We start from the raw sequence: 14,514 nt of genomic DNA, 5'->3' as shown, positions 1-14,514 counted from the left end.
TTGTTTGGTTTAATTGTTTATTATTGTGGATTGGTGTAGTTTATACCGGCATGATGTAAGTAGTTAATTTCCCTGATGATTTCTTCAAAGACATTCGTTTTATTCGTAAAAGTTCCGCTGTAAAATTTATTACTGATCAATGATTTATCGTATTGCAACTTGATGTCATAGTTTTGCATCAGAATTATCAAAACATCCTCTAGGGCTATATTTTTAAACTGGATGATCTGGTTGTTTTGAAGAAAATGACCACCCCGATCTGTTCCTATTGTATGAGTCTTTATCTCCTCGACAACCTTTAATTCACGATGATCCAAAGTAATCTCTTCGTGCGGCAAAAAGGTTCGCACTAATTCTTTCCCTCTCTGATGATCCACAGCTTTCACCTCTATTTTACCTTCCATCAATTTGATCTGGGTTTGAGTAGATCGCAATTCATCAACACTAAAAACCGTTCCTAAAGCTGTAGTGACTACACCGGTGGAATGTACACGAAATGGCTTGGATTTATCTTTGGCAACCTCAAATTTAGCTTTCCCCTTCAAATACAGCACTCTCTCCTGCTGGGTACTAAAATCTTCAGCATATTTGATTTCTGACTGCGGATAAAGTGTAATAACAGATCCGTCACTTGCCGTTAATAACATATTGTCATTGCCTGAATTTATGTAATATAGATTACTTATCTCCTCTTTCTCATCTTCAACAGAAGCTATTTGTCCAAGATGGGGTGCAGGCTTATTTAATAATGGATTTAAACTCACATAAAAGCCAAGAATAAAAACAACTATAGCAGCCGCAGCGGATACAATGCGAAGTAATTTCCTGTTATATTTTAAAACATTTTGCTTTTTAGCAAAAGCTAATATTTTATCTTTGATTTCCTGCTGATTGGGATAATCTAAATTTTCGTCAGTAAGATCCCATTCTTCTTTAGACAATAGCTGATCAAGAGATTCTCCCAAATGTGCTATGTAATCTTCCAGATAAGCAGCCTCTTCAGCCGAACATTGATTCTTTAGGTATCGATTGATAAGTTCTCTCGTAATCTTCATATAATAAGAATACGGCAGAAACGTCACTTACCCCCAAGCCTATTTTAAAAAAAATAGATGAATGATAAACACAAACATTTTTTTCAAAACTTTTAATGCCAAAGCGATATGATTTTCAACGGTTTTGGGTGTAATCGACAATCTTTCTGCGATCTCTTTATAAGTCAAATTTTCGAACCTGCTCATCATGAACACCTTTCTTCTAGATTCTGGCATTCTTGACACGATGTCCTCGTACCGTTCATTCAGTTCCTTTAAGCGATATAACTCTGACGGTGTGGGAACTTGATCAGTTTCAACTTTTATATGCAATAGATCCTGCCTCTTCCTTTCTTCTTTCACAATATCCAAAAGTGTGGTACGAGCAATGCAAAATAGTTGAGCTTCTATTTCCACATGCACGTTCTTTTGAAAAATATTATTCCAAAGCTTGATAAATACACGTTGTACAGTTTCTTCGGCAATATAAGTGGAAGAAGTCTTGCTTAAAGCATATTGATAGACTTTTCGGTTCCATTTTTCATAAATACGCTCAAATTCTGCGGTAGAGATCAAGGTTTGGTTAGACATATCTTAGGTTAGTGCCGAAACTAAGATAGCTATTAATACCAATTATTCATAATTATGTTACAATTGATTAAAAACAAATAAAATCATACACTAAACAGAGTTATAGGGGCTAGTAAATTTTATTTAAACCATTATTAAAAGAATTTAAAACCATAAAATATCTAAATGAATCAATTTAATCGCCTTTTAGAATAAAATAAAGATCAATAATTGAATATATATGTATCCATAGAAAAAAATATTCAAATTACATTTTCAATAACAAAGAAACGTAAACATATACTTACGAATTTTTAAAAAGTATCGATTGAAAAGGAAATTGATAGTAGTAGTGACATTTAACTTAATGAAATCATTGTAGATACTGGCAAATTTACTTAAGTTTATATAAAATATATGTTATGAAAATAGCCTTCTTTTCAACCAAGCCATACGATCGAGAATTCTTCGAAAAAGAAAATGAAAAATATGGTTTTGAACTTCATTTTTTTGAAACACATCTAGGACCTCATATCGTAAATGCAATTGAAAATGAAGATGCAGTATGCGTTTTTGTAAATGACAAACTAAATAGAAATGTCATTGAAACTCTTGCAAAAAAAGGAGTTAAGTACATTGCTTTAAGATGCGCGGGATTCAATAATGTTGATTTACAAGCTGCTAAAGATTTTGATATTCAAGTTTGCCGTGTCCCTGCTTATTCACCAGAAGCTGTAGCAGAACACGCAATGGCTATGCTATTGACCTTAAACAGAAAAACTCATAAGGCTTATAATCGTGTGCGTGAACAAAACTTTGCATTAAACGGTTTATTGGGTTTCAATCTCTACCAAAAGAAAATTGGTGTGGTCGGAACCGGTAAAATAGGAAAGGCATTTGTAAAAATAGCGCTGGGATTCGGAGCAGAGGTTATTGCGTATGATTTATACCCTGACGAAACGTTGATTAACCTAGGTGTAAAATATGTCGCATTGGAAACACTCTTTATGGAATCTGATATCATATCGCTGCACTGCCCCCTTACAGCAGACAACCATTATCTAATTAACAAAAAATCTATTGATAAAATGAAATATGGTGTCACAATAATCAATACGAGCAGAGGTAATCTGATTAATACCAATGATGCAATACAAGCATTAAAAACTAAAAAGATAGGCCTACTTGGTATTGATGTATATGAGCAGGAAGAGAAACTTTTCTTTAAAGATTTATCGGCAACAATTATTGACGATGACACCATTCAATTGTTATTGAGCTTCCCTAATGTTTTGGTTACTGCCCATCAGGCTTTTTTCACAGAGGAAGCATTAGAACAAATATCTCAAAGAACACTGAAAAGTATTGATGATCTGATAAAAAAAGGAACAACTGATCCAGAAGTATTACTATAATTGATTAGCTCCTGTAAAAAAATCCCAAGCTGCTTTAGCTATATCTGAAATAATACGTTCGTTCGTTTCCTGATTTTCTTTCGAATGGGTTACAAAGACACTGATCACAAAGTACTCACCGTTTGGAAGTAAAACAACTCCAACATCATTGAGTGCAGCCGTTATTCCAGTTTTCTTATTAGTTCCAGATGAGCCAGTCTTATGTGCTACAATTGTTTGATCAGGAAGTTGTCCTTTCAATTGTTTAAGACCTGTATTAGTAGACTTCATAGTTGTCCACAAAAAATCATACATCGGCATCGAAAGCAAATTATTCTTATTCACATAATAGGTCTGCAAAATTCGAGTCATTTCTTTGGGTGTTGACCAGTTCAAAAACTGTTTATCCCAATTACTTTGCATCGTCTTTTCATTAATTTTAATCGATATATCCTTAAATCCTTTTTTTGCGAAATAGCTTTCTACAACCTGAGGTCCGCCGAGAAGTTTTAAAAGAACATCACATCCTACATTGTCACTTAAAGTGATTGTATATTCCAGAATTTCCTTTATCGTAAGCGTTGTTCCGGTAGGATATTTTTCCCGAATTGGACTCCAAATTTCTGGTGTAAGATCACGCTTTGTAATTTCTATCTTTTGATCAAGTTTAAAATTACCCTTATCGATTTCTGTTAACATGACAATCGCCAATGGAAATTTAAAAACACTTTGCATAGGAAGTCGTCTATCGGCATTTACACCCAATGTATCACTATGATTAATGCCGTTTATTGCTACACCAACAACAGCATCTTTGTTCTGCATGATCTGCTGAATATTTTTTCTTAACCCCTCTATACTTTGTGCATGAGCAGTTATAGTAAATAGTAATGAAAAGAATGCAATTTGTAAGAGTTTTCCCATGAGATTTAAATCATTTATGTTCTGATATTTTAGGAAGAATAGATAACAGTTAACCTATCTATATATCCTCATTCATTTTGATTGCTTACTATTGATAATAGCAAGCAATCACAGTCGGTCGACCAACTGTAAAGTTAAAATTATTTTTTACTAATCACTGTTAACATCAAGTCAGGTTATTAAAAAAATAAGCCGTCTACACGAATGCAAACGGCTTTACTTATTATATATTGAGTTAGCTTCAATAAAATAAAGAAACAACCATCATTTACAACAATCTAATATACAAATAATTAACAAACTCATCGCAAAATTTTTTCCATTTTTTTCCCTTTTGCTAATTCATCTATTATCCTATCGAGATATCTAACTTTCTGTGTTAAAGGATTTTTAATTTCCTCTATACGATAACCACAGATTACACCAGTAATAAGACTGGCATTAACATTAAGATTTGCATTTTCAAAAAATGTTTCAAAATTTACTTTCTGATCAATTTGACCCTGCAACTGTTGTTCATCAAAACCGGTTAACCATTTTATAACCTGATGCAGCTCCTCTTTTGTTCTACCTTTCTTTTCAACTTTTTCGAGATAATGAGGATAAACCGATGCAAATATCATTTTTGCTATTCGTTCATCATGTCCAGCGGTACTTTTCATACTATTATTTTATTTGACGATGCTATTCAAGATCCCCTATTGGTTCCCAGAGTTCAATGATATTACCTTCAGGATCTAATACATGAATAAATTTTCCATAATCATACTCCGAAATTTCATCTACGATAGTGACATTATCTTTTTTTAATTCCTCAACCAACGCAACAAGGTTTTCGACGCGGTAATTGATCATAAAGGGCTTTACAGAAGGATTAAAATATTCAGAATCACGAGGAAATGTACACCATGCTGTCGCCCCCTTAACCGATGGATGATCAAGCTCGCACCATTTAAAAGTTGCGCCATATTCACCAGCTTCCAAACCTAGATTTTTGGCATACCAGTCGTTCATCTTTTGAGGATCCTCGCATTTAAAAAACACACCTCCAAGCCCAGTTACTTTTTTCATATTTAGGATTTCAATTAGTGATAAATTTCTAGAAATTATCGCTCATTTTATTAGAATAAATATACTAAAAAAATAGGTCCAATAATATGTTTCGTACTATTTCTTTACTCAGATTGATCTCCGTAATTTATTGCAAGCTGTATACTGCTAGCTCATGTTCATACAATTATAAAAATTTTCCCTTTCTTAAAATATATCCAATTTATTCTATATTTCAATTTTGACCAATATCAAGATGAGAACCTAGAAGTTTTATTTAATGCTATAACCACTTGTTGGAAGAGAATCATTTTTTTAAGAAAAATGAATTTTTACAAATTATGTTAACGCTACAAGAAAATAATCTCAAAAAAACAAATAACCTCTAATTTCTTAAATTGTTTTCAAACTAAACATTACAGGGAGGCTTCATATTTGCATGCTTCCTCTATCAATCGTTCTATATCGTTTCCACATATAAATGACTGTAAATGTTTAAATTTCGCCTCATCCCAATCATAAATTTTTAAATCACGCAATGAAATAATCGTATCCGATTGAAACCTAAACTTAATATGCTTTGCCGGATTTCCAGCAACAACACTATAGGGTGCAACATCTTTTGTAACAACAGCTCCTGAAGCAATAATAGCGCCCTCTCCAATCTGAATACCCGGAAGAATCATAGCACGCATCCCTATCCAAACACCATTACCAATTATAGTATCTCCTTTACTTTGATACGATTCTACGATAGATTCAACAAAAGGATATAAACTAAACCAATCAGACCGATGAGTATTATTTCCCCCCATCAATATTACAGCTTCAGCTGCTATGCAAACATGCGAACCAATATATAACTGATCTATTACCCAGGCAGGTTCCCATTGATTTAAACTGTACACATCTCCATACAAATAACGAACAACACATTCTTCAAAATTTCCAGTCCAGGCGTTACTGTAATAACTTGTGTTGCCCTTAATATGAATATTGGGATTGGTATGAGTTTCGTGCAAATATTCAACACGGGACCAATGCTTAATCTGATCTTGTTTTGTACTCATTCTAGAATCTTTTTATGCAATTTATAAAATATTCTCAAATAGGGTACGATATGAATATGATATAGGAAGTAGTTCTAAAAAAAAGGAGTATCATTTCTGATACTCCTTTTTTTTAGAACTACGCTAAATTTTATCCTGCTAAAGCTGCTTCGACAGCAGTGGTCAGCGAAGTTGTTGGACGACCGATCATAGTAGATAACTGTTTTTCATCATCATACAAATCACCATTTGCAGCTCCTTTATCAAAACTTGCGATAGCAGTTGCTAATCCTTCAGGTAAACCTGCTTCTATTAAAGCTTTCGCATAATCTGACTCACTTAAATTTTTATAAGGAATAACTTTCCCGGTTTGATTTGAAATCTCTTCAGCCAACTCAGCTAAGGTGTAAGCGTAGTCACCTGCTAACTCGTATACCTTATTTTGTTGATCTGCACTGGTTAAAACTACTGCTGCCGCTTCAGCATAATCAGCTCTCGCTGCAGATGCTATTTTCCCCTCTCCTGCACTACCAAATAATGCACCATTTTGTAAGGCTGTAGGAACAGAAGCGGTATAATTTTCAGTATACCAACCATTGCGCAAAATAGTAAAAGGCACACCCGATGATTTTAGAATTTCCTCCGTTAATAGATGTTCATTTGCCAACACCAATGAAGATTTATCAGCATGTAAAAGGCTCGTATATACAATCCATTCTACTCCCGCCTCTTTTGCAGCCTTGATAACGTTTTCATGTTGCGCCTGACGTTGTCCAATTTCATTTCCTGATATCAATAATAAATGATTAATTCCTTTCAATGACTCAACCAAAGTATCCGGTTTATTATAATCAAATAAGCGTGCTTCGACACCTAAGTCACCAGCTTTTTGAGTGTCACGCGCTAATGCAACTAAATTGTTGCTTGCAGTCTTTTCTTTTAATTTTCCCACTACCAGACGTCCTAGATGTCCAGTAGCACCTGTAATTCCTATTTTCATAAATCCTATATTGTAATAAATTTTGTTACATTTAAAAGCAAAAAAAACTAACGAAATTTCTTCGCGAAATTTTCCAATGTCAGCCCTTTTAAAGAATTAATCACCAACTGATCGGTATCAGAATAAAGCTGATCTAACTCCTTATTAATCTGTTTACCAACTGGACATTGCGGATTCGTATTCAAATTCTTTTTACCTAGCACTTCAGTATTCTTCACTGCCACATAGATATCTGCCAATGAAATTTGACTACTTGGCTTATTTAATCGAGAACCTCCCTCTTTGCCCTTACGTCCTATGACAAACCCTGCATCTTGCAATGCACTTAGTTCTTTCCGCACCATCGCAGCATTCGTGTTAATACTACCTGCAATCCAATCCGAGTTCACCCAATTTTCTCCACTATCAGCCAGCAATGTTAATATATGTATAGCTGTTGAAAATCTTGTATTATTCATATCACCAACAAAGTTAGGAATATTTTTTATATTGTAACAAATTTTATTACAATTGAATTTGAAATGACAATTCCCCGGAAAAAATCATAAAAATAGCATGAGATCCACAACAAGACTTAGGTCTAGATTATCCTAATGAAATATTATTAGAGATAACCCGTTCTGCATTTTAAATAGTGCTAATTTTTAAATTATTGATATTACTCTTAAAACTCCCAATATTCTTTCGTAATTTGCGAATAGGTTGTTCATTCTAAATCGTTTTGTCGTAAAAGCAATTTACTGATTATCAGAGTAATGAATAACTTCTTTATAGCCCTAAATCATAATGCGCAACGGGTTTCTTTAATTTATTAAATCTGTTTCAAAGGTCCTACCTCCAGTTTACATTCACCCTGGAATAATGACACCTGATACCGCTCAAACCTTTATCTTACCCAAGTGCATACTGTCTGTATTATTACCACCATAGCTCTCTACAAAAAAGATAAACACTTCATACGTCACTTCCTTTTTATGTTTCGGAATTTTAACATTTTGTTTGCCAGATATTAAGCTGTCTTTCGAGTCGTTCATCAAAAGTGGATATTCCCCCCCCATTATCTTCTGCATTATACAGGATTAAAAAGGAATCGTAAGACCTGGTGTTAAACTTCTTCTCCAGATAAACATCATATTCCCAAGTAACCCGAATCACTTGATTTTCTTGATCGAAATCCATCGTATAGGAAGTGATGGGATTCGGGCTTCCTTTGGCAATCATAAATTTCTGCCAGTCAACTACAAAATCGTCTTCTTTCTGAATAAGTGCTTCGTTCAAATTATAAGACATCGCCACATCATATGCCCGCTTAGGATAGCTGTATGCCTTATAACCAATATTGATAATGGGATTTAACATACTAATATGCGACCTCACAATTTTGAAGCGTGTTCTACTGAGCTGTTGCTCAGGTGTAGGTGCCCGTTTTTTAACGCGAGGGAGAGAACGCACATAATTTCCTGTTTTCGTTAAGACAAACACAACAGAACCTGCTTTCCCGGAAACAGTCCCATTAACGCCATTTTTGATGATTGCCATAATTACCTGATTAGTTTATAGATATTTAAGATAAACATTAAAAACGGAAACATCCTAATACCAGATTTTAATTAATAGCAATTTTTAATCAATTTTTATACAGTAATCAGTCAATATTGATACAGTCTACACTGAGTGATCACTGAGCAAGTACTGAACAAACACTGAACAAACACTGAACAAATAATGTTAAAAGTTATAATTTGGTAATCATCTGATCTTCGTTTGCTGCACCTAAAATTAAAGAGAGGAACCTCCGGTTGTGTAACAAAAATATTCTGGCTGAAACTCATTGCACTTAGTAAAACTGATGAAATGGAAGAAATAGGCATGAGCCTGCTCCGGCTCGCATGAAAAAACAGTTTACTGATTATCAGCGTAATGAATAACTTATTTATCTTATTTATAGCCCTAAATCATAATGCACAACGGGTTAGCGATATATTAAATCAAACTATTTATATTTTTTTTATCAAGAATTTTGGCAAAATTACCCAGTTGTTTCAGTTCAAATTGCAATTCGTTGTTCCAAGGAAGTCCATAACAAAGCCTCATACAGTTATTATATTGATCTTGGAGGGTAAACATCCGGCCTGGTGCAATACTTATATTGTGTTTAAGTGCAAATTCGTACAGTTCGGCCGTATCTATATTTTCATTAAACTCAACCCATAATGCAAGTCCTCCTTGTGGACGACTTATTTTAGTTCCTTCCGGAAAGTATGAAGCGATAGTATGGGCATAATGCTGAAAGTTGTCGGATAGTGTACTTCGAAGATGTCTAAGATGATTGTCGTACCGTCCAGATTTTAAAAAGTTACCTACAGCTTCGTGAACCACAGATGTTGAAGATATAGCATGTACGAGTTTTAACTTTAAAATCTGCTCTTTATACTTGCCCGGAGCAATCCAACCTACCCGATAACCTGGTGCCAAAGTCTTTGAAATAGAACTGCACCAAAGCACATTTCCTTCTGTATCATAAGATTTACAGCATTTTGGTCTTGTAGAACCAAAATACAAATCTCCATATACATCATCCTCTATTATTGGAATATGATGCTTTGCTAATAAATGAACAATTTCATATTTATTACTATCGGGAATACAGCTTCCCAACGGGGTATTATAATTTGGCACTAAGAGACATACATGAATAACTGGTATTATTTTTTTTAAAGACTCAATATCAATTCCTGTAATCGGATGGGTTGCCACTTCAATAACTTGTAATCCTAGACTTATAGCAAGCTGTAAAATACCAGGATAACAGGGACTTTCTAATGCTAAAGTATCACCCGGTTTAGTTAATGCCATTAAACATAAAGATAAAGCATGCATACCGCCATTAGTCGTTACCAAATCACTTTCTTGCAACTTCCCTCCCCATGCTAATGATCGGACAGCAATCATTCTTCGTAATTTTGAATTTCCTTCTATTGGTTCATATTCAGTTCCACCTTCCTTTAACGCCCTTGTAGCGAGAATAAGTTCTTTTTTCAATTTTGCTAATGGCAACAAATTACCAGAAGGAATACCAATAGAGAATAGTGTCAGATCTGATTTCCCCATATTTGCATATACACGACTAATAAGTTCCTTTGGCTCGACATTGTCAATGCCTAGTGAAGTTTTACTTACTTCCGTTAATGGAATCTTTAGGTAAGGCGCCGGACTAACAAAATAACCCGACTGAGGCTTGGATTGAATAAGAGACTGTGCTTCTAATTCAAGAAATACACGTTTGACAGTATTCACACTTACCCCTTGCTCTTGACTGAATGTTCGGATTGATGGCAGGCGATCACCAGGTTGCAATAAACCACTTTTAATTTGACTACTGATTTTACGAGCAATTTCATCGTATAAAAAATCTCTTTTCATAATATAAATATAACTGTATCCATTAAATAAATCAAAACTGATACTGTGCTCATAAATGATGTTCATGTACTTTTGATCAAATGAAAATTTAATGAGAAAAACAGCTATAAATTATGAAACAAAGATTCGATCTAACGGATGGATTAATGGCATTATAGGCGTATTATTATTCAGTGGCTCTCTTCCTGCAACAAGAATTGCGGTATTAGATTTAAATCCTATATTTCTAACAGTTTCCCGTGCCACTATTGCTGGGTTACTTGCTTTAGGCGGATTAATAATTTTTAAAGAGAGAAAACCTACACAAAAACAAATTATTCCTTTGTTTATAGTTGCAGTCGGTGTTGTAATTGGTTTCCCTCTTTTAAGCGCTTTAGCACTACAATATCTTACATCCGCAGATTCACTTGTATTTTTAGGACTACTTCCACTTGCAACCGCTAGTTTTGGCGTGCTTCGAGGTGGTGAAAGGCCGAAACCTTTATTCTGGTTATTCTCAATAATAGGTAGCCTTTTTATAATAGGTTATGCTATTGCACAAGGAATAACAACCTCACCACTTGGTAATTCATTGATGTTAGTTGCCGTGATACTGTGTGGATTAGGATATGCAGAAGGGGCGAAACTCTCAAAAACATTGGGGGGCTGGCAAGTAATTTCCTGGGCGCTAGTCTTATCACTGCCATTTATGATACCCCTAGTATTTTTTTACAGACCACTATCATTTGCAAACGTAGATATAAAGGCATGGTTCGGGCTAGCATACGTCTCGATTTTTAGCATGTTTATAGCTTTCATATTTTGGTATAAAGGATTAGCTCAAGGAGGAATTGCATCTATTGGACAGTTACAATTACTTCAACCGTTTCTTGGACTAGCCGTAGCATCAATTTTTTTGAATGAAAAAGTAAGTCTTAATATGATAGGAATAACGATGGCTGTCATACTCTGTGTTGCAGGATCAAAAAAATATGCTAAATAATAAATCCCATTTAAAATAAAATTATGTTTATACCCAATAATTTTAAAATTGAGCATGAAGCTGAGCAGATTGCTTTCATGAAAAAATATAGCTTTGCCACCATAATTACAGTAAAGAATAATATTCCAATTGCTACACAGCTACCTTTTGTTGTAAACGACACTTCAGATAAACTTATTCTTACTGCCCATTTTGCAAAAAATAATGAACAAGTCGCGTATATTTCAAAAAATACTTCGCTAGTCATCTTTACCGAGCCCCATGCTTATATATCTCCTCTACATTATGATAAAGTAGAAAGCGTACCTACTTGGGATTATATTGCTGTTCATGCTTATGGAACTGCAAAAATTATAACAGATGAAGAGGCTAAAATCAATGCTTTAGAGCAAATGATTTTATTTTATGAAAAAGATTACTTACAACAGTGGAATAATCTATCTGAAAAATTCAAAAAGGGAATGATGCAAGGTATAGTAATCTTCGAGTTAGAGGTAAATGAGTTACAAGGGCAGAAGAAATTAAGTCAAAATAAAACAAAAGAAGAACGTCAACGAATTATACAACAACTAAAAAGCAGTCCAAGTAAAATGGATAACGATCTTGCTTCATACATACAGGATACTTTATAATAGATAAATCGACAGGTCGTTACTATGAGCAGTTAGTTTTAAGAAACTAAATAATGAACTCAATGATTAGATTTCTTACATTTTATTAAAAAAAAGGGTTGACTTTCATCAATTTCTTCAATTTCAAATAGCCCAACATGCTTAAACTCGGATTCAATAGCATGCTCATCATAGAAAAAAAGCTTTACCCCTTCGAATACTTCATAACGATCCTTATCAATATATCTTCCTTTTTTGTAACTATTAGCCTTCTTAGAAATTGCCGTAAAAAACATATATCCGTTGACTTTGAGTTGATCATAACAATCCTGAATTAGTTTAATCCTTTCTTGGCTGTCCAATAAATGAATTAAAGCATAACAAAATATACCATCATATTTATTTTGATCAAAAGGCATATCAGTAACAGATCCATTAAAAATCAGCATATCCGATCCATAATGAGCCCTCGCCATCTTGATTGCTGTCTTCGATATTTCTATTCCCGTAACACCCATACCCTTATCTTTAAAAACCTGAGCATTACGACCATACCCTATTCCCGGGATAAGTACATTTTTAACAAGCTCTTTGATAAAAAAATCAGCCGTTAAAACCGCTGCTTTTGCTGGTTCGAAACCCCACATTTCATTTTTTTCAACAAAAGCAGATTCCCAAAATTCTGCTTTTTCTTCTTTATTTTTCATTTCTATCATCTAAATACCTCCGTCACTTGAAAAATAATACGCAATCCCCAAGTGACCAAAAGTAAAGTAAGAAAATTCTGTTAAAACATTACTGTTTAGTGAATTTTGGATTAATAAACTCCCATTCTTTGATATGTGCTGGTTGATGTTGATGATCTACTATAGTATCAAATTTTTTAATTAGTTCTGGATGCTGAGCAGCTAAATCCTGCTCTTCCTTTCTATCATTTTCAAGATCAAAAATCATCCAAGGTGTCTTACTGTAGCCTTTCTTACGGACATCTAATTTAACAGCTTTCCATTTCCCTAAACGGATTGCGATCTGTCCTCCGTTTTCAGGATATTCCCAATATAAAAAATCATGATCTTGTTGTTCATCTGTTTTTCCCAAAAGTGTTGGCAATAATGAAATACCATCGGTATTTTCAAGTTTTTGACCAGTGACTGCAGCTATTGTGGCCATAATATCATACTGCGCTGATGCAAAATCAGATTTCACTCCCGCCGAAATATTTCCTGGCCAAGATGCTATAAAAGGCACACGGATCCCTCCTTCGAATACATCCATTTTTAGACCTCTTAAGTCACCGACGCTTTTAAAGAATTTTGGATTTACACCGCCATTAAATGTCGTACCATTATCACTAGAAAACATAATGATTGTATTCTCATCAAGACCTAGCTCCGAGATTCGGTTCATTATTTTACCGACCTGAGCATCCAAATAAGTAATCATTGCAGCATATGTTGCATAAGGATATTTAGTAGCTGCATATCCTTGCTGTCCATAGTAAGGTTTTTCATCAAAAACACCTTTGTACATATCAATATATTCTTGAGGTGCCTGCAATGACACATGTGGTTGCGTAAATGGCAGATAAAGAAAAAATGGCTGTTCCTTATTCTCTGAAATAAATTTGAGTGCTTTTTCAGCCATTAGATCAGTTGCATATTCCTTCCCTATATAATAGTCAAAATCTGCGTCTGTCGCTGTCGCTGGATTAAGTGCCTTATGCACATCCATTACAGGGTTGTTCAATGTTAATCGCACATCATTTTCCCATAAGTGAGTTGGATAAAAATTGTGAGCTTGTTTCTGATCTAAAACCGAGATATAATAATCAAATCCCTGTCTCAAGGGGCTGCCTGGTGTATTATTCATACCTAATCCCCACTTACCCGCCATAGCTGTACGATATCCAATCTGCTTCAGCATCTTAGGAATGGTTAATGTGCCTTCCGGCAGGGGCATCTGCCCACCTTCAAGACTATCAGGAAATCCACCAAGTTCATAATTACCACGAATATAAGCATGCCCACCATGTTTACCGGTCATAAGCATAGCACGGGATGGTGCACAAACCGGAGTACTAGCATAATGTTGTGTAAAAGTCATCCCCTTCTCAGCCAATTTTAATAGATTAGGAGTTTTTATTTTCTGCTGCCCATAAGGTTCAATCTCACCATACCCCAAATCATCTGCATAAATATATATGATATTAGGTTTAGTACTCCTTTGTGCGTAAATGTTTCCAATAGCAAAAAATAGACTTACTAAGGTGCATATGTTTAAATTTCTAATCATCTTTATGGTTATTTTTTTTACAAAAACTACACGTGTAATATGTCGTTAAGTATTTAATATAAAAGGTATAATTCAAATTTATTATTATAGTCACAAAATAATAAAAAATGAATGCTTCCACCTAAAATACTTTTACTTTATCAGATATGGTCATCAATAAAAAAATATCAACTTCAATAGTTATT

15 protein-coding genes are annotated in these 14,514 nt (G+C 34.3%); 3 read left to right on the top strand and 12 right to left on the bottom strand.

Annotated elements, in window-relative coordinates:
* Nucleotides 1-20: 20 nt before the first annotated feature.
* Together WH188_RS03075 and WH188_RS03070 are read right to left on the bottom strand one after the other, a co-directional pair.
* Entirely contained in the window at nt 21-1,055 is a 1,035-nt protein-coding gene (locus WH188_RS03075) for a FecR family protein (RefSeq protein WP_339423243.1), read from the bottom strand.
* A gap of 39 nt (nt 1,056-1,094) precedes the next feature.
* Nucleotides 1,095-1,625, bottom strand: coding sequence for a sigma-70 family RNA polymerase sigma factor (locus tag WH188_RS03070; RefSeq protein WP_339423242.1), 531 nt, complete (start codon nt 1,623-1,625; stop codon nt 1,095-1,097).
* 401 nt (nt 1,626-2,026) lie between these two features.
* Between WH188_RS03070 and WH188_RS03065 the strand changes: the two genes are divergently transcribed.
* Nucleotides 2,027-3,019: a 2-hydroxyacid dehydrogenase gene (locus tag WH188_RS03065; protein WP_339423241.1), complete on the top strand. Its 993-nt coding sequence runs from the start codon at nt 2,027-2,029 to the stop codon at nt 3,017-3,019.
* Here WH188_RS03065 and bla read toward each other — a convergent pair.
* From bla to WH188_RS03025, 8 genes are all read right to left on the bottom strand, one after another.
* Nucleotides 3,014-3,922, bottom strand: a complete 909-nt coding sequence (bla, locus tag WH188_RS03060; RefSeq protein WP_339423240.1) for a class A beta-lactamase, subclass A2 — start codon at nt 3,920-3,922, stop codon at nt 3,014-3,016. The two genes, WH188_RS03065 and bla, sit on opposite strands and share 6 nt — an antisense overlap.
* A 302-nt stretch (nt 3,923-4,224) precedes the next feature.
* The gene (locus WH188_RS03055; RefSeq protein WP_339423239.1) at nt 4,225-4,584 is read right to left on the bottom strand and encodes a DUF2200 domain-containing protein; all 360 of its coding nucleotides are present in this window, start codon (nt 4,582-4,584) and stop codon (nt 4,225-4,227) included.
* 22 nt (nt 4,585-4,606) lie between these two features.
* Complete coding sequence (locus WH188_RS03050) at nt 4,607-4,993, bottom strand: VOC family protein (protein ID WP_339423238.1); 387 nt, start codon at nt 4,991-4,993, stop codon at nt 4,607-4,609.
* A gap of 395 nt (nt 4,994-5,388) precedes the next feature.
* Entirely contained in the window at nt 5,389-6,042 is a 654-nt protein-coding gene (locus WH188_RS03045) for a CatB-related O-acetyltransferase (RefSeq protein ID WP_183914941.1), read from the bottom strand.
* Nucleotides 6,043-6,172: 130 nt separating this feature from the next.
* On the bottom strand, nt 6,173-7,021 hold the full coding sequence (locus WH188_RS03040) for an SDR family oxidoreductase (RefSeq protein ID WP_339423237.1): 849 nt from the start codon (nt 7,019-7,021) through the stop codon (nt 6,173-6,175).
* A gap of 47 nt (nt 7,022-7,068) precedes the next feature.
* Complete coding sequence (locus tag WH188_RS03035; protein WP_021189475.1) at nt 7,069-7,479, bottom strand: Rrf2 family transcriptional regulator; 411 nt, start codon at nt 7,477-7,479, stop codon at nt 7,069-7,071.
* 529 nt (nt 7,480-8,008) lie between these two features.
* Nucleotides 8,009-8,560, bottom strand: coding sequence for a DUF6266 family protein (locus tag WH188_RS03030; protein WP_339423236.1), 552 nt, complete (start codon nt 8,558-8,560; stop codon nt 8,009-8,011).
* Between the two features lie 444 nt (nt 8,561-9,004).
* A complete protein-coding gene (locus tag WH188_RS03025) occupies nt 9,005-10,444 on the bottom strand; it encodes an aminotransferase-like domain-containing protein (protein WP_339423235.1) in 1,440 nt (479 codons plus the stop codon).
* Between the two features lie 91 nt (nt 10,445-10,535).
* Here WH188_RS03025 and WH188_RS03020 point away from each other — a divergent pair, with 91 nt between their 5' ends.
* Together WH188_RS03020 and WH188_RS03015 are read left to right on the top strand one after the other, a co-directional pair.
* Entirely contained in the window at nt 10,536-11,426 is an 891-nt protein-coding gene (locus WH188_RS03020; RefSeq protein ID WP_339423234.1) for a DMT family transporter, read from the top strand.
* Nucleotides 11,427-11,449: 23 nt separating this feature from the next.
* Nucleotides 11,450-12,058: an FMN-binding negative transcriptional regulator gene (locus tag WH188_RS03015; RefSeq protein WP_339423233.1), complete on the top strand. Its 609-nt coding sequence runs from the start codon at nt 11,450-11,452 to the stop codon at nt 12,056-12,058.
* A 59-nt stretch (nt 12,059-12,117) separates the two neighbouring features.
* Here the strand turns inward: WH188_RS03015 and WH188_RS03010 are convergent, their stop codons facing one another.
* A complete protein-coding gene (locus WH188_RS03010; protein WP_339423232.1) occupies nt 12,118-12,744 on the bottom strand; it encodes a class I SAM-dependent methyltransferase in 627 nt (208 codons plus the stop codon).
* An 88-nt stretch (nt 12,745-12,832) separates the two neighbouring features.
* Nucleotides 12,833-14,329: an arylsulfatase gene (locus WH188_RS03005; protein ID WP_339423231.1), complete on the bottom strand. Its 1,497-nt coding sequence runs from the start codon at nt 14,327-14,329 to the stop codon at nt 12,833-12,835.
* Nucleotides 14,330-14,514: the final 185 nt, after the last annotated feature.

The organism is Sphingobacterium sp. MYb388 (assembly GCF_037479535.1).
Classification (GTDB): Bacteria; Bacteroidota; Bacteroidia; order Sphingobacteriales; family Sphingobacteriaceae; genus Sphingobacterium; species Sphingobacterium anhuiense.
This window is presented reverse-complemented; position numbering and strand designations above follow the sequence as displayed.

Bases quoted from the DNA above. Each gene is read 5' to 3' on its own strand.
- WH188_RS03025 (WP_339423235.1), bottom strand. From the start codon at position 10,444: ATGAAAAGAGATTTTTTATACGATGAAATTGCTCGTAAAATCAGTAGT.
- WH188_RS03020 (WP_339423234.1), top strand. From the start codon at position 10,536: ATGAGAAAAACAGCTATAAATTATGAAACAAAGATTCGATCTAACGGA.
- WH188_RS03010 (WP_339423232.1), bottom strand. From the start codon at position 12,744: ATGAAAAATAAAGAAGAAAAAGCAGAATTTTGGGAATCTGCTTTTGTT.
- WH188_RS03005 (WP_339423231.1), bottom strand. From the start codon at position 14,329: ATGATTAGAAATTTAAACATATGCACCTTAGTAAGTCTATTTTTTGCT.
- WH188_RS03055 (WP_339423239.1), bottom strand. From the start codon at position 4,584: ATGAAAAGTACCGCTGGACATGATGAACGAATAGCAAAAATGATATTT.
- WH188_RS03040 (WP_339423237.1), bottom strand. From the start codon at position 7,021: ATGAAAATAGGAATTACAGGTGCTACTGGACATCTAGGACGTCTGGTA.
- WH188_RS03075 (WP_339423243.1), bottom strand. From the start codon at position 1,055: ATGAAGATTACGAGAGAACTTATCAATCGATACCTAAAGAATCAATGT.
- WH188_RS03065 (WP_339423241.1), top strand. From the start codon at position 2,027: ATGAAAATAGCCTTCTTTTCAACCAAGCCATACGATCGAGAATTCTTC.
- WH188_RS03045 (WP_183914941.1), bottom strand. From the start codon at position 6,042: ATGAGTACAAAACAAGATCAGATTAAGCATTGGTCCCGTGTTGAATAT.
- bla (WP_339423240.1), bottom strand. From the start codon at position 3,922: ATGGGAAAACTCTTACAAATTGCATTCTTTTCATTACTATTTACTATA.
- WH188_RS03070 (WP_339423242.1), bottom strand. From the start codon at position 1,625: ATGTCTAACCAAACCTTGATCTCTACCGCAGAATTTGAGCGTATTTAT.
- WH188_RS03015 (WP_339423233.1), top strand. From the start codon at position 11,450: ATGTTTATACCCAATAATTTTAAAATTGAGCATGAAGCTGAGCAGATT.
- WH188_RS03050 (WP_339423238.1), bottom strand. From the start codon at position 4,993: ATGAAAAAAGTAACTGGGCTTGGAGGTGTGTTTTTTAAATGCGAGGAT.
- WH188_RS03035 (WP_021189475.1), bottom strand. From the start codon at position 7,479: ATGAATAATACAAGATTTTCAACAGCTATACATATATTAACATTGCTG.
- WH188_RS03030 (WP_339423236.1), bottom strand. From the start codon at position 8,560: ATGGCAATCATCAAAAATGGCGTTAATGGGACTGTTTCCGGGAAAGCA.